Source organism: Nonomuraea rubra (assembly GCF_014207985.1).
In the GTDB taxonomy this organism is placed as follows: Bacteria; Actinomycetota; Actinomycetes; order Streptosporangiales; family Streptosporangiaceae; genus Nonomuraea; species Nonomuraea rubra.
The window spans coordinates 7,706,720-7,723,405 of sequence record NZ_JACHMI010000001.1; the positions used below are offsets into that span (position 1 = coordinate 7,706,720).

Below are 16,686 nucleotides of genomic sequence, written 5' to 3' on the forward strand. Positions count from 1 at the left end.
GTCGGAGCATGTCAGAGGGTGCGGAGCACGGCGCGACGCCCCCGCGGGAACCCACCGGATGGCGTCGCGCGCTCGTCGTGATCGGCATGATCGTGCTGTTCGCGGTCCTGCTGGCGACGGGTGTGCTGTCGTTCCTCCTGGTCAACGCGACGACCCGCTGAGCCGGGTCAGCCGCCCGCGCTCTCCCTCCGGCGGGCGGCCCAGGTGACCAGCCACAGGACCAGGCCGATCGCCAGGAGCACCCCCGCGATCTGGTACTGGCCGGCCGGGCGGCCCGAGGACCAGGGCAGCACCAGGTACAGGCAGGTGATCGTGCCCAGCACGGGCAGGACGCGGCCCGCGTTGAAGTGCTTGACCGCGGACTGGTCCTTGCGCAGGACGAGCACGGACAGGTTGACGGCGGCGAAGACGGCGAGCAGGAGCAGCGAGGTGGTGCCGCCGAGCAGCGCGACGACCGGGCTCTCCGGGTCCAGCGAGACGAAGGTGATGAGCCCCAGGGCGATGACGGTGGTGAACACGATCGACGCCTCCGGCGTGCGCCGCCGGGGGTTCACCTTCGACAGGAAGACCGGCAGCACGCCCTGCTTGCTCATGCCGTACAGGAGCCGGCTGGCCATCAGCATGTTGATCAGCGCGGAGTTCGCGACGGCGAACATCGAGATGAACGGCAGCAGGTCGGCGATCGGGAAGCCGGGGGTGGCGGTCTGCACCACGGTCGCCAGCGGGGTCTCGCTCTCGGCGAGGACGCCGACGGGCACCACGGCCACGGCGCAGATGGACACCAGGACGTAGATCACCCCGGTGACGCCGAGGCCGGTGAACATGATCCTGGGGAAGATCCGCGCCGGGTCCCTGGTCTCCTCGGCCATGTTGACCGAGTCCTCGAACCCGACCATGGCGAAGAAGGCCAGCGACGTCGCCGTGCTGACGGCCAGGAACACGCTCTTGTCGGTCGCGGTCTCGAAGGCGACGACCCGGGAGAAGTCGGCGTCGCCCCCGGCGATGAACCACATGCTGAGCAGGATGACCAGCAGCAGGCCCGAGAGCTCGATCGACGTGAGCACCACGTTGATCTTGACGCTCTCGCCCACGCCGCGCAGGTTCACGGCCAGCACCAGGAGCATGAAGCCCAGGGCGATCGCCAGGATGACGGTGTTGCCGACGTCGAGGCCGAACCCGGCGGCGAGGTTCGCGGCGAAGGCGCGCGAGGCCGCCGAGGCGGAGGTGATGCCGGAGCACATCACGGTGAAGCAGACGAGGAAGGACACGATGTGCAGGCGGAACGCCTTGTGCACGTAGAGCGCGGCACCCGCCGCCTGCGGGTACTTCGTGACCAGTTCGAGGTAGGAGCAGGCGGTGATCGCCGCGACCACGAAGGCGATGGCGAACGGCAGCCAGGCCGCTCCTCCGACCTCACCGGCGACCTGGCCCGTCAGGGCGTAGATGCCGGTGCCGAGGATGTCGCCGATGATGAAGAGCAGCAGCAGGCCGGGGCCCATGACCCTCTTGAGGCTGGGCTGGTCGGCGTCATGCGCTTGCGTGGGACTGGAAGGACTGCTCTGGGAGGGGGTGTGATCGTCCCGGTCCGTCATCCTGCCAGCCTATGCTTTCACGGGCTCGTGAAGCTCGTCATTTCCGGAGTCAGTACTGGTTCATCTTGGCGTCCATGGCGAGCCCCTCGTCGATGACCGTGGCCGGCACGTCCTTGATGCCGATGTGGTCCTTGGCGATCTGCCCGAGCGTGGGCAGGCTCTTGCGGTCCGGCCAGGTCTCCGGCTTCCACAACGACGAGCGCAGGAACGCCTTGGCGCAGTGCATGTACAGCTCCTGGACCTCGACGAGCAGCGCCAGCCGGGGCCGCTTGCCCTTGACCACGAGGTCGTCGAAGAACGGCGCGTCCGACACGAGCGTCCCGCGCCCGTTCACGCGCAGCGTCTCGTTCATGCCCGGCACGATGAACAGCAGGCCGACGTGCGGGTTGAGCAGCACGTTGCGCAGGCTGTCGAGGCGGTGGTTGCCGGGCCGGTCGGCGAGCACGAGCCGCTGGTCGTCGAGGACCAGCACCGAGCCGGCGGGGTCGCCGCGGGGCGAGACGTCGCAGGTCCCGTCGGGGCTGGAGGTGGCGAGCAGCAGGAACGGCGAATGCGCGATGATCGTGCGCGCGTGCTCGTCGATCCGCGCGATGTCCTTGTCCCAGATGGTCTGCGGCGGCTCGTTCACGATCTCGCGGAGCTCGGCCTCGGTCGTCACCGTACGGATCTCAGAAGATGGCACCACCCGAATATAGGCAAGGCTAACCTTTCCGGTCGAGTTGGGTGAGGGCATGCCGCTCCCGCCCGATCACGTCCTGTCATGACCAGGCGCACCCGCGTGCTGCCCGCCCTGGCGGCGGGGTCGGGCGAGATGGCGTTCGTGACGCGGGGCTGGAGCGAGACCTTCGGGCACGACCTCACCCGCAGTCCTCCGCCGGCCCGTCACCGCTGTGATCTGCGGCACTTCAGATCCTGAAACATTGCAGATCCTGAAATTTTTCCCTTAGTCTCAGCATTGTGACCATCGTGGACAGTGCTGAGGAGTTGGGTCGCCGGGATCGAAAGAAGCTCGAGACCCGTGCGGCCCTGGAGCACGCTGCCCTGACGCTGGTCGCCGAGCGCGGCCTCGCGGCGGTCACGGTGGAGGACATCGCGGAGGCGGTCGACGTCTCCTCCCGTACGTTCTTCAACTACTTCCCGTCCAAGGAGGACGCGCTCATCGGCTCGGGCCAGGCGTCCGCGGCCGAGCTCTGCCGGATGCTGGAGGCCGTGCCCGCGCAGGCGCCCGTCCTGGAGGCGCTGCGCCTGATGGCGCGGGCCGAGGCCGAGCGCGTGCAGGAGCAGCGGGAGCGGTGGCTGCTGCGGCTGAAGGTGTTCGAACAGAACCCGTCGCTGCTCCCCCGGCTCGTCGCCAGCGGCAGCGAGACCGAGCGGGCCGTGATGGCCGCCGTGGCCCGCCGGGCCGGCGTCGCGCCGTGCACGAGCGGCTATCCCGAGCTCGCCACCGCGGCCGCCATGGCGGCCTTCCGCGTGGCGATGCTGCGCTGGAGCGCCGCAAACGGGCACACGTCCCTGGCGGACCTGGTGGACGAGGCGTTCGACCAGCTCGCCGCCGGCCTGCCGAACCCGTGACCGCCCCGGTCACCCGTCCCCGCACGACTGTTCCGCGAACGTAAACGTTTTCGTAACGCCGATCGTCCCCAGGAGCCCGCGCGGCGCGCGGGCCCTGCCTGCCTGACAGATTTCAGCCTGAGAGAACGAGGAAAGATGACAACCACCAGCGCGCAGCCCGAGCCCGCGGCCGCGACGCCCACGTCCAGAAGAAAGGTCCTGCAGGCGCTGTCGGGGCTGATGGTGGGCATGTTCGTGTCCATCCTGGCCTCGACCGTCGTGGCCAACGCCCTGCCCCGCATCATCACCGACCTGCAAGGCACGCAGACCGTCTACACCTGGATCGTCACCACGGAGCTGCTGGCCATGACGGCCACCGTGCCGCTCTGGGGCAAGATGGCCGACCTTTACAACAAGAAGCTGCTGATCCAGCTCTCGCTCGGGCTGTTCGTGGCCGGCTCGCTGATCGCGGGCCTGACGCCGAACGTGGAGATCCTGATCGTCAGCCGTGCCGTCCAGGGCGTCGGCGCGGGCGGCATGACCGCGCTGTCGATGGTCGTGATGGCGGCCATGATCCCGCCGCGTGAGCTGGGCCGCTACTCCGGCATCTTCGGCGCCGTGTTCGGCATCGGCACCGTGGCGGGGCCGCTCATCGGCGGCGTGCTCGTGGACACCTCCTGGCTCGGCTGGCGCTGGTGCTTCCTGCTCGGCGTGCCGTTCACGATCGTGGCCATCATCCTGCTGCAGCGCACCCTCGACCTGCCGGTCGTGCGCAAGCAGGTCAAGGTCGACTACCTGGGCGCCCTGCTGATCACGGTGGGTGTCTCCACGCTGCTGATCTGGTCGTCGCTGGCGGGCAACCAGTTCGACTGGGGCTCCTGGCAGACGGCCGTGCTCGTCGGCGGCGGTCTGGTCGTCCTCGCGCTGGCGATCTTCGTCGAGTCGCGGGCGGCCGAGCCGATCATCCCCCTCACCATCTTCAGGAACCGCACCGTCGCCCTCGCCACCATCGCCAGCGCGCTGGTCGGCGTGGCCATGTTCGGCGGCACGGTCTTCCTGTCGCAGTACTTCCAGGTGGCGCTCGGCAAGTCGCCGACGGTCGCGGGCCTGATGAGCCTGCCGATGGTGTTCGGTCTGCTGGTCTCCTCGACCGTGGCGGGCCAGCTCATCACCAAGACGGGCCGCTGGAAGGGCTTCCTGGTCGCCGGTGGCGTCGTCATGCTCGGCGGGATGGGCCTGCTCGCCACCATCGACGGGCAGACCGGCACGGTGATGCTCGGCGTCTACATGGCGGTGCTCGGCATCGGCGTCGGCATGCTCATGCAGAACCTGGTGCTCGCCGCCCAGAACGACGTGCCCGCCCAGGACCTGGGCTCCACCACCTCGGTGCTGACCTTCTTCCGCAGCATGGGCGGCACCATCGGCGTCAGCGCCCTGGGCGCCGTACTGGCCAACCGGGTCACCTCGCTCCTCACGGAGAAGCTCGGCCCGATGGCCGCCGCCGGTGGCGGCGGCGCGGACACGCACGCCGTGCCCGACATCTCCAAGCTGCCCGCTCCCGTCGTCCGCATCATCCAGGACGTGTACGCCACGGCCACGGCCGAGCTGTTCCTCATCGGCGTGCCGCTGACGGTGCTGGCGCTGGTGGCGGTGCTGTTCATCAAGGAGAAGCCGCTCGCCACGCTGTCGGGCGAGGAGCGGCTGGCCCGCGAGCGCGCCGCGGCCTCCGGCCACTGATCACCGCCCGGCCGGGGCCGCACGGCCGGTGTCAGCGGGCGGCCGGGGACGGGGTCCGGTCCCAGTCGCGGACGTTGCCGGCCGTCCAGCGGTGCAGCAGTTCGGCGTCGTGGCTGATCGCCAGGACCCCCGCCCCCGTGCGCTCCCGATACGCCTCGATCCGTCCCACCAGGTGGGCCTGGGTCGAGGCGTCCAGCATCGTGGTCATCTCGTCGCAGATCAGGTAGCGGGGCTCCAGGGTCAGTGCCCGCGCCACGCAGGCCCGCTGGAGCTGCCCGTCCGACACCTCGTGCGGGCGGCGGCCGAACAGTTCGGGTGTCAGCCCCAGCTCCTCCGCCAGCTCGTGCGCCCGGTCCAGGGGGCGCCTGGCCGCGCGCAGCGGCTCGGCGATCACGTCGAGGAGGGTGAAGCGGGGGTCGACGGCCAGGCGGGGCTGCTGGAAGATCAGGCCGATCGCCGTACGCTGGGGCGCCCGGTGCCGCCAGCCCGTCACCGCGCGGCCGTCCACGGTGACCGTGCCCGCGGCCGGTTTCAGGAGCAGGGCCAGCACGCGGGCCAGCGTGGACTTGCCGCATCCGCTCGGCCCGGCGAGGCCGAGGACCTCGCCCCGGCGCAGGGACAGCGAGGCTCCGTCGAGCACGCGGTGGCGGCCGAAGGAGACGGTGATTCCGCGGGCTTCGAGGCTGGTGGCGTCGGGCTCGGCGACCGCGGGCACGGTGGCTTCAGGCACGGTGTCAGGCCCGCTGGTGTCAGGCATGGTGGCAGGCCACCTTCTTCCCGTTCATGAGCGGCTGTTTCTCGCAGGCGTCGGTCGCCAGGGGGCAGCGGGGCAGGAAGGCGCAGCCGTCCGGGAGGCGGGTGAGCTCCGGCGGGCGGCCGGGGATGGGGACGAAGCGGCGGGAGGGCAGCGCGTCCAGCAGGCCGCGCGCGTAGGGGTGGCGCGGGCCCGCGAAGAACGGCCCCGCCTGCGACAGCTCGACGATGCGGCTGGCGTACATGACGGCGATCTCGTCGGCCACCCGCTCGGCGGCGCGCAGGTCGTGCGTGATGACCAGCACCGCGCGGCCCTCGTCGCACAGGCGGCGCAGCTCGGCCATGGTGGCGTCCACGAGCGGCCGGTCCAGGCCCGTGGTGGGCTCGTCGGCGACGATGAGCGGCGGGTCGCCGGCCAGGGCGAGCGCGTTGGCGACGCGCTGCGCCATGCCGCCCGAGAGCTGGTGCGGGTAACGGTCCAGGTCCTCCGGGCGCAGTCCGGCGCGGGCGGCGAGCAGGTCCGGGGTCTCGGGACGGCCCAGCTCCCGCAGCGTCTCGGCCAGCTGGGCACGGGCGGTGCGGACCGGGGTGAGGTGCGCGGCGGGGCTCTGCGGGATCAGCCCGATGAGCCGTCCGCGCACCTGCCGCGCCAGCACCTTCTCCGGCGCCGTGACGAGATCGAGCGAGCCACCCCCGAACGGGGGCCCGTCGCCGGGCGAGGAGCCGGGGACGAGGTCCGGGGCGGCGTCACCAGAGGCGGCGTCACCAGAGGCGGCGTCACCAGAGGCGGCGTCACCAGAGGCGGCGTCGGGGCCGGAAGGGTCCAGCCAGGCGTGGCCGGTGACGGTGGCGTTGCCGGGGAGGAGGCCGAGCAGGGCGTGGGCCATGACGGACTTGCCGCACCCCGATTCCCCCACCAGCGCCAGGCACCGCCCCTCCCGCAGCTCGAACCGGGCGTCCGTGACGGCGCGCACCTCCGCGCCGGGCAGGTGGAAGCGCACCGACAGGCCGTCCACACGCAGCTTCACAGGTCGAGCTCCGATCTCCACCGCGGGTTGGCGCGGTCGCGTACGTACTGGGCCAGCGACGACACCGCCAGCGTCGGCACCAGGATCAGCAGCCCGGGAAAGAGGCTGGACCACCAGTCGCCCGCCAGCAGCGACCGCTGCCCATCGTTGATCATGTTCCCGAGCGAGGCCAGGTGGGCCGGAAGCCCGAGGCCGAGGAAGCTGAGCGCGGTCTCGTGCCAGATCGCGTGCGGGATCATCAGTACGGTCGCCAGCAGCAGCTGCGGCGCCAGGTTGGGCAGGAAGTGGCGGACGACGACGCGCAGCCGCCCGGACCCACCGGAGATGGCCGCGTCCACGAACGGCCGGCCGCGCAGCGACAGCACCTCCGAGCGGACGATCCGGGCGGCGGTCGTCCAGTGGGTGATGGCCACGGACACGACCACGGCGGTGGCGCTCGGCGCGAACAGGGCCACGATGAAGATCCCGAACAGCAGGTGGGGCAGCGAGTTGAACCCGTCCACGACCCGCATCAGCAGCCGGTCGGCGAGCCCGCCGGCGGCGCCCGCGGCGAGCCCGACCAGGCCGCCGATGAACACGCTGACCACCGCCGCCGCCAGTCCGACCAGCATGGAGACGCGCAGGCCGTAGACGGAGCGGAGCAGCACGTCCCGCCCGACCTCGTCGGTGCCGAACGGGTGGGCGGGAGACGGCGGGAGGCCGGCCGAGCGCAGGTCCACGAGCTGCTGGTCGAGGCCCGCCACGAGCGGCACCAGCACCACGGCCAGTACCAGCACGGCCAGTACCAGCACGGCCAGCGTGCCCAGCGCGAGGCGGTGACGGCGAGCGGGCCGGCGCGCCCTTCCATCGGCCCCGGCCCGCCGCCGCGCCCTGCCCGTCCGGGTGGCGTTCATCAGCTCACCCCGAGCACGCGCACGCGCGGATCGGCCACCGTGTACGCCAGGTCGGCCAGCAGGTTCCCGGCGACCACGGCGACCGTGGCCAGCAGGGTCAGCGCGGCCAGCAGCGGGAAGTCCACCGCCAGGGCCGCCTTGATCGTCGTCCCGGCCACTCCCGGCCAGGAGAACACGGACTCCACCAGGATCGCCCCGGTGACCAGCTCGGGCACGCGCGCCCCCATGATCGTGACGAACGGCAGCAGCGCCGAGCGCAGCGCGTGCCGCAGCAGGACGGTACGCGGGCGCAGCCCGCGCGCCCGCGCCCCGGTGACGAAGTCCTCCCGGAGCACCCCGATGACCGACTCGCGGACGAACAGCAGCAGCCACGACGACTGCGAGAACGCGAGCACCGCGACCGGCAGCACCAGGTGCCGCGCCAGGTCGGGCAGCGTGACGGTGGTGGAGGCGGCGTCGGTGAGCCCGCCCGCGGGCAGCCAGCCGAGCGTCACGGAGAACACCCAGATCGCCAGCAGCCCCACCCAGAACACCGGCGCGGCCTCGTTGGTGAAGGCCGTGCCGGTGACGAGCCGGTCCAGCCAGGAGTCGCGCCGCCAGGCGGCCAGCGTGCCGGCGGCCAGCCCGGCCACCAGCATGACGACCAGGGCGCAGCCGACGACCAGCAGCGTCCAGCCGAGCCGTTCGCCGATGACCTGGGCGACGGGCAGCCGCAGCGAGCGGGACTCGCCGAGGTCGCCGGTGAGCAGGTTGCCGAGCCAGGTCGTGTACTGCTCCAGCAGGGGCCGGTCCAGCCCCCAGTTCGCCCTGATCTCGGCCGTGATCCACGGGTCTGTGACCATGGCCCGCTCCCCCAGGTACTGCCGTACGGGATCGAACGGGGACGCCTTGGCCAGCGCGAACATCGCGAACGTCACGGCCAGCAGCAGCGGCACGGCGAACGCCAGCCGCCACAGCACGATCCGCATCCAGATCACGGGGCGGGCTTCCAGTTCACGACGGTGCCGAGCAGGCCGCCGGTGGCGTGCTCGTGGGCCTCGACGCCGGGGGTGAGGCCGCTCCAGTTCCCGCGTACGACGTAGGTGTGCTTGAGGTAGACCAGGTACAGCCAGACGGCGTCGTCGCTGATGCGCTGCTGCACCTGGTCGTAGACCTGCTTGCGGGCGGCGGCGTCGGCGGTGCCGCGGCCCCGTTCCAGCAGCCGGTCCACCTCGGGGTTCCGGTAGTGGCCCGGGTTGAAGTAGCCCTGGCCGGCGTAGGCGGAGTGGAACAGCTCGAAGTTGGTGTAGTCCGGGTCGTACGGGCTGCCCCAGCCCATGATCAGCGCGTCCTGGGACAGGCGCTGGTCGATGGCGTCCCAGTCGAGCCCGGCCAGGCGCACGTCGATGCCGATCTGCTTGGCGTCGGAGGCCACGGCCAGGGCCAGTTCCTTGCGCAGGGAGTCGCCCGCCGGGTACATGAGGGTGAACCTGGCGGCCGTGCCGTCCTTGACTCTGATGCCGTCGGCGCCGGTCTTCCAGCCGGCCTTCTCCAGCGTGGCGGTGGCCCTGGCCCGGTCGGGGGCGGCGGAGCCGGTGACGGCGGGGTTGTGCCAGTCGGTGCCGGGCGCGATGGGCCCGTAGGCGGGCTCGCCGGCGCCGGCGAGGATCGCCGAGACCATGGCGCCCCGGTCCACGGCCAGGCCGAGCGCCTCGCGGATGGCCAGGTCGCCGGTGACGGGCCGCTCCAGCGGGAACATGACGCCCCGGTAGTCGGCGCTGGGCACCTCGTGGACGGTGACGCCCTGCTGGTTCCTGAACCGGGCCACGGCCTTGGGCGGCAGCTCGGTGGCGGTGAACTCGCCGGCCGCCATCCTGGTGGCGCGGGCGTTGTCGTCGGTGGTGTACGCGAGGACGAGGTTCCTGATCGCGGGCCGCTCGCCCCAGTAGCGGTCGTTGACCCTGAGGGTGATCTTGTCGCCCTTGGCCCAGGAGACGAAGGTGTACGGCCCGGTCCCGACCGGGTTACCGGATATATCGGATTTGTCGGGGATGATGCCGAGGGTGGTGCGCTGGAGGATGGGCGCGTACGGATGCTTGAGACGGAAGACCACCGTGCGCGCGTCGGGCGACTCCACCTTCTCGATGGCGGCGTAGTCACCCCTGATCGGCGAGTTGTTCGCGGGATCGAGCACCTGCGCGTAGGTGTAGGCGACGTCGGCCCCGGTCAGCGGCCTGCCGTCGTGGAAGGTGACCCCCTGCCGCAGCCTGAACGTCACCTCCGTCCCCTCGACCTCGGGCAGCGACTCTGCGAGCGCGGGCTGGAGCTTCAGGTCGGGCGTGCGCCGGACGAGGCCGTCGTACATCAGCGAGCCGCCGTCCACCGAGTAGCCGAGCACCGGGTTGAGCGAGTCGGGCTCCGAGCCCAGGCCCAGCACGGCGGTGTCCCGCGTGGCGGCCGGAGCGCCGGACGGCCCCTGCGAGGGAGCCGAACACGCGCTCAGCATCAGGACAATTGCCCCGAACAGGGCCGATCTTCGCCTCATGGTGGCGACATTAAAGCGATGCACTCGCTATTGCAAGATAGTCGCAACAAGGCACAATGTGCGAGTGGGCCAATTCACTTCCGTACCGGCCGAAATTACGCTCACCCCCGCGTGTACGTCCTGTGATAGATAGATGACAACCTGGGGTTAGCGCGCACCACGGGCACATCCGGCTAATGTCTCCGCTACCTGAGGAAGCCCGGGCGAGTACGGAGGACCGGTCATGGGCGACTCCACCGTCGGCACGTCCCATTCGTCCGCGCGTGGCAAGCGCGCCCGAGGCCCTGGAGAGGCCGGCGAGGAGCCCGAGCTACGCCGGCTCCTGGCGGGGCTGACGGCCGTCAGGGACGGCGACTTCCGCACCAGGCTCCCCGACGACGCCGACGGGCTGCTCGGCGAGATCGCCTCGGTCTTCAACGGCATGGTGGATCAGCTCTCCCTGTTCACCTCCGAGGTGACGCGGGTGGCCCGCGAGGTCGGCACGGAAGGAAGGCTGGGCGGCCAGGCCGAGGTGCCGGGGGTCTCCGGCACTTGGAAGGACCTCACCGAGTCCGTCAACGCGATGGCGGGCAACCTCACCGACCAGGTACGCAGCATCGCCCAGGTCACCACGGCGGTGGCCAGGGGCGACCTGTCGCAGAAGATCACCGTGCACGCGCGCGGCGAGATCCTGGAGCTCAAGAACACCGTCAACACGATGGTCGACCAGCTCTCCTCGTTCGCCGCGGAGGTCACCCGGGTGGCCCGCGAGGTCGGCACCGACGGCAGGCTCGGCGGCCAGGCGGACGTCAAGGGCGTGGCCGGCACCTGGCGGGCGCTCACCGACTCGGTCAACTTCATGGCCGGCAACCTCACCGACCAGGTACGCAACATCTCCCAGGTCGCCACCGCCGTGGCCAGGGGCGACCTGTCGCAGCGGATCACGGTCTCGGCCCGCGGCGAGATCCTGGAGCTGAAGAACACCCTGAACACGATGGTCGACCAGCTCTCCTCGTTCGCCGACGAGGTGACCAGGGTGGCCCGCGAGGTCGGCACCGAGGGCAACCTGGGCGGCCAGGCCACGGTCAGGGGCGTGTCCGGCACCTGGAAGGACCTGACGGAGAACGTCAACGTCATGGCCTCCAACCTGACCAACCAGGTACGCAGCATCGCCCAGGTGGCCACCGCCGTGGCCCGCGGCGACCTGTCGCAGAAGATCACCGTCGAGGCCAAGGGCGAGGTCGCGGCCCTGGCGCAGACGATCAACACGATGGTCGACACGCTCAGCGCGTTCGCCGACGAGGTGACCAGGGTGGCCCGCGAGGTCGGCACCGAGGGCCAGCTCGGCGGCCAGGCCCGCGTCCCGAACGTGGCCGGCACCTGGAAGAACCTCACCGACAACGTCAACTCCATGGCCGACAACCTGACCAACCAGGTACGCAGCATCGCCCAGGTCACCACGGCGGTGGCCAGGGGCGACCTGACCCGCAAGATCGACGTGGACGCCCGCGGCGAGATCCTGGAGCTGAAGACCACGATCAACACGATGGTGGACCAGCTCTCGTCGTTCGCCGCCGAGGTGACCAGGGTGGCCAGGGAGGTCGGCAGCGAGGGCAGGCTCGGCGGCCAGGCCGAGGTCGAGGGCGTGTCCGGCACCTGGAAGCGGCTGACGGAGAACGTCAACGAGCTGGCGGGCAACCTCACCCGCCAGGTCCGCGCCATCGCCGAGGTGACCAGCGCGGTCACCTCCGGCGACCTGACCAGGTCGATCACCGTGGACGCCGAGGGCGAGCTGGCCGACCTGAAGGACAACATCAACTCGATGGTGAAGTCGCTGCGCGAGACGACCAGCGCCAACGAGCAGCAGGACTGGCTGAAGTCCAACCTGGCCAGCATGTCGGGCCTCATGCAGGGCCACCGCGACCTGGCCACGGTGGCCGAGCTGGTGATGAACGAGCTGGCGCCGCTGGTCTCGGCCCAGTACGGCGCGTTCTTCCTGGCCGACGAGAGCGAGCTGCAGCTCATCAGCGCCTACGGCTACCCGGCCGACCCGGAGCGGCCGACCCGGTTCAGGATCGGCGAGGCGCTGGTCGGGCAGGCGGCGCGCAGCCGCAGGACGATCGCGATGACCGACCTGCCGCCCGGCTACATCACGATCTCCTCGGGGCTGGGCAGCGCCGACCCGACGTCGGTGATCGTGCTGCCCATCGTGGTCGAGGAGCAGGTGCTGGGCGTGATCGAGCTGGCCTCGGTGCAGGCGTTCACGCCGGTGCACCGGGCCTTCCTCGACCAGCTCATGGAGACCATCGGCGTCAACCTCAACACGATCGTGGCCAACGCGCGTACCGACGAGCTGCTCAAGGAGTCGCAGCGGCTGGCCTCGGAGCTGCAGGCCCGCTCGGAGGAGCTGCAGAGCCAGCAGGAGGAGCTGCAGCGTTCCAACGCCGAGCTGGAGGAGAAGGCGACGCTGCTGGCCCGCCAGAACCAGGACATCGAGACCAAGAACCTGGAGATCGAGCAGGCCAGGCAGGAGCTGGAGGCGCGGGCGCACCAGCTCTCGCTGGCCTCCACGTACAAGAGCGAGTTCCTCGCCAACATGAGCCACGAGCTGCGCACCCCGCTCAACTCGCTGCTCATCCTGGCCCAGCTGCTGGCCCAGAACCACACCCGCAACCTGACGCCCAAGCAGGTGGAGTACGCCGGGATCATCCACTCGGCCGGCTCGGACCTGCTCCAGCTCATCAACGACATCCTCGACCTGTCGAAGGTCGAGGCGGGCAAGATGGACATCAACCCCGAGTGGGTACAGCTCCGCAAGCTGCTCGACTACGTGGAGGCCACCTTCCGGCCCATGACGGGCCAGAAGAGCCTCGCCTTCCGCGTCACCACCGCGCCGGGCGTGCCCGCCGAGCTGCTCACCGACGACTCGCGGCTGCGGCAGGTGCTGGGCAACCTGCTCTCGAACGCCGTCAAGTTCACCGAGACGGGCAGCGTGGAGCTGCGCATCGAGCCGGCCGCGCCGTCCGAGCTGCCCGCGTCCGTACGCGCGAACGGCCCGGCCCTCGCGCTGCGCGTCGCCGACACCGGGGTGGGCATCCCCGAGCAGCAGCTGGAGGTCATCTTCGGCGCGTTCCAGCAGGCGGACGGCACGACGAGCCGAAAGTACGGCGGCACCGGGCTCGGCCTGTCGATCTGCCGCGAGATCGCCTACCTGCTGGGCGGCGCCATCACCGTGCAGAGCGCGCCGGGCCAGGGCAGCGTGTTCACGCTGTTCCTGCCGGTGGCGCGGCCGGGGTTCGAGCCGGGTGAGGGGGTCGTGCCGGCGGGGGGCGGCGAGCCCGCGCAGCCGGCGGAGCGGGCGCCGGTGGCCGCGCGGCGGCTGCTGGTCATCGAGGAACGGCGCAACGGGCTGCTGTCGCTGGTCTCCGAGAGCGTCGTGGGGGACCTGGCGGGCACGCACGACCACGAGGGGACGATGGAGGTCGTCACGGCGGCGGGCACGGAGGAGGCGGCCGCCCTGCTCGACGGCGCTCCCTGCCACTGCATCGTGCTGGACCTCAGCATGCCGGACCTGTCGGCCTATCACCTGCTGGACCTCATGGACCGCGACCCGCGCCTGCACGGCGTGCCGGTGCTCGCGTACAACAGCTGGCGCTCGCACGCGCAGCAGGAGGTCAGCCTGGAGCACCAGCCGCTGGAGCTGCTGTCCAGCCTGGACGAGCTGCGCGAGCGCATCGCGCTGCACCTGACCGCCGACCAGCCGGGCGACGTGCTGCCCCTGGTCAGGACCGGGACCGTGGGCGCGGCCGCCGCCCGCGAGATCGACAACACGCTCGCCGGGCGCACCGTGCTGGTGGTGGACGACGACGCCCGCAACCTGTACGCGCTGACGAGCATGCTGGAGATCCACGGCATCAACGTGCTGCACGCCGAGAACGGCCGCCGGGGCATCGACACGCTGACCGCGCACGCGGAGACCGACCTGGTCCTAATGGACGTGATGATGCCGGAGATGGACGGCTACACGGCGACGGAGACGATCAGGTCCATGCCGCAGTACGCCGACCTGCCGATCATCGCGGTCACCGCCAAGGCGATGCCGGGCGACCAGGAGAAGAGCCTGGCGGCGGGGGCCAGCGACTACGTGACCAAGCCGGTGGACGCCGACCATCTCATCGAACGCATCCAGCACTGGATGAACCCGTCCTGACGAGCTCGCGAGGAGCGGCGACGTGCACTCAGACGACCAGGCGACTCCTCACCCCGACCCGCGCGCCTCCGACGAGCATGACGAGCATGACGAGCATGACGGCCGTGAGGAGGCCGTGGGGGAAGGTGATCTGGGGAGGCTGGCGGCGACCGTCGAGCGGTTGCGGCGGCAGGCCGAGCGGGCGCGCCGGGAGGCCGCCGGCCACGCCCTGATCGAGCTGGCCAAGGGCGTCCTGCTGGAACGCCTGCAGTGCGGCCCCGCGCAGGCGGCCGAGCAGCTCGCCACGCTGGCCGGCAAGGCAGGCGTGTCCCGGCTGGAGGTGGCCGCCGACCTCGTCAACGAGGTCGCCAGGGACCGCATCGGCGAGGCCGGCGAGTCCGACCCGGCGATCTCGGTACGGCTGCGCGCAGCCGAGAGCGCCGCGCTCGGGGCCCGCGACACCCAGGTGGTGGCCGTCGCGCTGCTGGAGCACGCGCTGGCCCCGCTCGGCGCCACGGCGGTGGCGGTGTGGGCGGCCGAGCCGGGAGCCGCGCTCAGCCTGGCCGGGTACGCCGGCTTCGGCCCGGAGGAGGCCAGGCGGTGGCGGCACGTCCCGCCGGGCGTGCTCACCCCTGCCGGGCGGTCGCTGACGGAGCGGCGGACGATCTGGCACGCCGACGCGGGCCTGCCCGCCGTCGGCCGGCCCGTCGCCGGCGGGGGCAGGGTCACGGTGCCGATGACGAGGGCCGGCCGGGTGCTCGGCGTGCTGGAGATCTGCTGGCCGCACGCGCTGCCCCCGCACCCGCCCAGGCTCGAACGGCAGATCGAGGCCATGGCCGAGCTGTGCGCGCACACGCTGGACGCGCCGTTCGCGCCGCTGGCGCCGTCCGCTCCCGCGCTGGCGGAGGTCGTGGACCTGGCCGACGCGCTGCCCGATCCCGCCCTGGTGCTGCAGGCGCACCTGGACGCCAGGGGCGAGCCGGCCGACTTCCGGATCAGGCACGTCAACGAGCGGATCTCGGGCGGCGACGGGCTGCTGCTGGAGGCGTACCCGCTGGTGGCGGGAGGGCTGCTGCTGGAGACCTACCCCCGGGCGGCGGGCGGGCTGCTCACGCGGCTGCTGCAGGTGCACGCCACGGGTCGGCCGTTCCGCGCCGAGCGGATGGCGCTCGGCCTGAGCACGACGGGGGTGGCCGACGTGAGCCTCACCCGGCACGGCGACAGCGTGCTGATGGTGTGGCGCGACCACGACGAGGACGCGCGGATGGCCGGGCTGCTGGCGCACGCCCAGCGGCTGGGCCGCATCGGCGGCTTCGAGGAGAATGGGGTGACCGGCCAGATCACCTGGAACGCCCAGCTCTACTCCCTGTACGGCCTGGCCCCCGGCGATCGCCCGGTCCCGCTGGAGCGGCTGCGCGACCACGCCCATCCCGACGACGAGGTCGCCATCGGCCGCTTCCTGCGCACGGTGCTGCACCACCGGCGGTTCGCGGCCGTGGCGTTCCGGCTGGTGCGCCCCGACGGGATCACCCGCCACATGCGGGTGGTGGCCGAGCCGGTCTTCGGGCCGGAGGGGCGGTTCATGGCGGTGCGGGGGGCGTACCAGGACATCTCCTCGCAGCACTGGACGGAGGTCGCGCTGGCGGTCACCCGCGACCAGCTCGCCCACACCGAGGAGCGCTCCGCCGCGAGCAACCGCCTGGCCCTGCAGCTCCAGCAGGCGATCATGCCGCCCTCGCACGGCACGATGGACTCCTTCGGCCTGCACATCGCCGTGCGTTACCGGCCGGCGCAGAAGGAGGACCTGGTCGGCGGCGACTGGTACGACGCGGTCGCGCTGCCGTCCCGGCGCGTGCTGCTGTCGGTGGGCGACGTGGCCGGGCACGGCGTGGAGGCGGCCACGGGCATGGTGATCCTGCGCAACGCGCTGCGCGGCCTGGCCACGACGGGCGCGGGCCCCGCGCAGATCATGGACTGGCTGAACCAGGTCGCCCACCACCTCGCCGACCGGATGACCGCGACCGCCGTGTGCGCCCTGTACGACCCGCCCACCCGCATGCTGCGCTGGGCCAGGGCCGGTCACCTGCCGCCCATCCTGCTGCGTGACGGGAGCGGCTCCGAGCTGCCCATGGTCAGGGGGCCGCTGCTGGGCGCGTTCACCGACGCCCGGTACGAGGAGGGCCGGCTCCAGCTGCGGGCCGAGGACACGCTGCTGCTGTACACCGACGGGCTGATCGAGCGGCGCGACCACAACCTGCGCCACGCCCAGGACCAGCTCCTGACCATCGCCAGGCGCTCCGCCGCGACGCTCGACCACCGCCTCGACGACCTGCTCACCCACTGCAACTCCGACACCGACGACGACACCTGCCTCATCGGCGTGCACCTGAGCTGACCGGCCCCGTTGTCGCCTGAGCGGCAGAGTGGGCATTCTTGGTCC

The 16,686-nt window shown here is 71.6% G+C and carries 13 protein-coding genes; 6 read left to right on the forward strand and 7 right to left on the reverse strand.

What is annotated here, in order from left to right:
* Window positions 1–8 precede the first annotated feature (8 nt).
* The gene (locus HD593_RS35060) at window positions 9–161 is read left to right on the forward strand and encodes a hypothetical protein (RefSeq protein WP_185106220.1); all 153 of its coding nucleotides are present in this window, start codon (window positions 9–11) and stop codon (window positions 159–161) included.
* A gap of 6 nt (window positions 162–167) precedes the next feature.
* Here the strand turns inward: HD593_RS35060 and HD593_RS35065 are convergent, their stop codons facing one another.
* Together HD593_RS35065 and HD593_RS35070 are read right to left on the reverse strand one after the other, a co-directional pair.
* Complete coding sequence (locus HD593_RS35065) at window positions 168–1,592, reverse strand: APC family permease (protein WP_221525148.1); 1,425 nt, start codon at window positions 1,590–1,592, stop codon at window positions 168–170.
* A gap of 49 nt (window positions 1,593–1,641) precedes the next feature.
* Window positions 1,642–2,274 (reverse strand): pyridoxamine 5'-phosphate oxidase family protein, encoded by a 633-nt coding sequence (locus HD593_RS35070; RefSeq protein WP_185106221.1) that lies wholly within the window; start codon window positions 2,272–2,274, stop codon window positions 1,642–1,644.
* Between the two features lie 78 nt (window positions 2,275–2,352).
* Here HD593_RS35070 and HD593_RS35075 point away from each other — a divergent pair, with 78 nt between their 5' ends.
* The 3 genes from HD593_RS35075 to HD593_RS35085 all read left to right on the forward strand — a co-directional run bounded on the left by HD593_RS35075 (window position 2,353) and on the right by HD593_RS35085 (window position 4,880).
* On the forward strand, window positions 2,353–2,508 hold the full coding sequence (locus HD593_RS35075) for a hypothetical protein (protein ID WP_185106222.1): 156 nt from the start codon (window positions 2,353–2,355) through the stop codon (window positions 2,506–2,508).
* A 41-nt stretch (window positions 2,509–2,549) separates the two neighbouring features.
* Entirely contained in the window at window positions 2,550–3,164 is a 615-nt protein-coding gene (locus tag HD593_RS35080) for an acyl-CoA-like ligand-binding transcription factor (protein ID WP_312903931.1), read from the forward strand.
* Window positions 3,165–3,299: 135 nt separating this feature from the next.
* Window positions 3,300–4,880: an MDR family MFS transporter gene (locus HD593_RS35085; RefSeq protein WP_185106223.1), complete on the forward strand. Its 1,581-nt coding sequence runs from the start codon at window positions 3,300–3,302 to the stop codon at window positions 4,878–4,880.
* Window positions 4,881–4,911: 31 nt separating this feature from the next.
* On the opposite strand, the gene HD593_RS35090 is transcribed toward HD593_RS35085, so the two are convergent.
* From HD593_RS35090 to HD593_RS35105, 5 genes are read right to left on the reverse strand one after another with little or no spacing between them, the layout of a single operon-like run.
* On the reverse strand, window positions 4,912–5,637 hold the full coding sequence (locus HD593_RS35090; protein ID WP_185106224.1) for an ABC transporter ATP-binding protein: 726 nt from the start codon (window positions 5,635–5,637) through the stop codon (window positions 4,912–4,914).
* Entirely contained in the window at window positions 5,630–6,661 is a 1,032-nt protein-coding gene (locus HD593_RS35095) for an ABC transporter ATP-binding protein (protein ID WP_221525150.1), read from the reverse strand. The genes HD593_RS35090 and HD593_RS35095 overlap by 8 nt, the downstream gene beginning before the upstream one ends.
* Window positions 6,658–7,554: an ABC transporter permease gene (locus tag HD593_RS60595; protein WP_221525151.1), complete on the reverse strand. Its 897-nt coding sequence runs from the start codon at window positions 7,552–7,554 to the stop codon at window positions 6,658–6,660. The genes HD593_RS35095 and HD593_RS60595 overlap by 4 nt, the downstream gene beginning before the upstream one ends.
* A complete protein-coding gene (locus HD593_RS35100) occupies window positions 7,554–8,522 on the reverse strand; it encodes an ABC transporter permease (protein WP_185112321.1) in 969 nt (322 codons plus the stop codon). Before HD593_RS35100 ends, HD593_RS60595 begins: the two co-directional genes overlap by 1 nt.
* 5 nt (window positions 8,523–8,527) lie before the next feature.
* Window positions 8,528–10,078 carry an ABC transporter substrate-binding protein gene (locus tag HD593_RS35105; RefSeq protein WP_246546871.1) on the reverse strand — a complete coding sequence of 517 codons (1,551 nt, stop codon included), beginning with the start codon at window positions 10,076–10,078 and terminating at the stop codon, window positions 8,528–8,530.
* 223 nt (window positions 10,079–10,301) lie between these two features.
* Between HD593_RS35105 and HD593_RS35110 the strand changes: the two genes are divergently transcribed.
* Both HD593_RS35110 and HD593_RS35115 read left to right on the forward strand, forming a co-directional pair.
* Entirely contained in the window at window positions 10,302–14,267 is a 3,966-nt protein-coding gene (locus HD593_RS35110) for a HAMP domain-containing protein (protein WP_185106225.1), read from the forward strand.
* A 22-nt stretch (window positions 14,268–14,289) separates the two neighbouring features.
* Window positions 14,290–16,641, forward strand: coding sequence for a SpoIIE family protein phosphatase (locus HD593_RS35115; RefSeq protein ID WP_185106226.1), 2,352 nt, complete (start codon window positions 14,290–14,292; stop codon window positions 16,639–16,641).
* Window positions 16,642–16,686 lie beyond the last annotated feature (45 nt).

Bases quoted from the DNA above. Each gene is read 5' to 3' on its own strand.
- HD593_RS35060 (WP_185106220.1), top strand. From the start codon at position 9: ATGTCAGAGGGTGCGGAGCACGGCGCGACGCCCCCGCGGGAACCCACC.
- HD593_RS35065 (WP_221525148.1), bottom strand. From the start codon at position 1,592: ATGACGGACCGGGACGATCACACCCCCTCCCAGAGCAGTCCTTCCAGT.
- HD593_RS35075 (WP_185106222.1), top strand. From the start codon at position 2,353: ATGACCAGGCGCACCCGCGTGCTGCCCGCCCTGGCGGCGGGGTCGGGC.
- HD593_RS35085 (WP_185106223.1), top strand. From the start codon at position 3,300: ATGACAACCACCAGCGCGCAGCCCGAGCCCGCGGCCGCGACGCCCACG.
- HD593_RS35090 (WP_185106224.1), bottom strand. From the start codon at position 5,637: ATGCCTGACACCAGCGGGCCTGACACCGTGCCTGAAGCCACCGTGCCC.
- HD593_RS60595 (WP_221525151.1), bottom strand. From the start codon at position 7,554: ATGAACGCCACCCGGACGGGCAGGGCGCGGCGGCGGGCCGGGGCCGAT.
- HD593_RS35100 (WP_185112321.1), bottom strand. From the start codon at position 8,522: ATGCGGATCGTGCTGTGGCGGCTGGCGTTCGCCGTGCCGCTGCTGCTG.
- HD593_RS35105 (WP_246546871.1), bottom strand. From the start codon at position 10,078: ATGAGGCGAAGATCGGCCCTGTTCGGGGCAATTGTCCTGATGCTGAGC.
- HD593_RS35110 (WP_185106225.1), top strand. From the start codon at position 10,302: ATGGGCGACTCCACCGTCGGCACGTCCCATTCGTCCGCGCGTGGCAAG.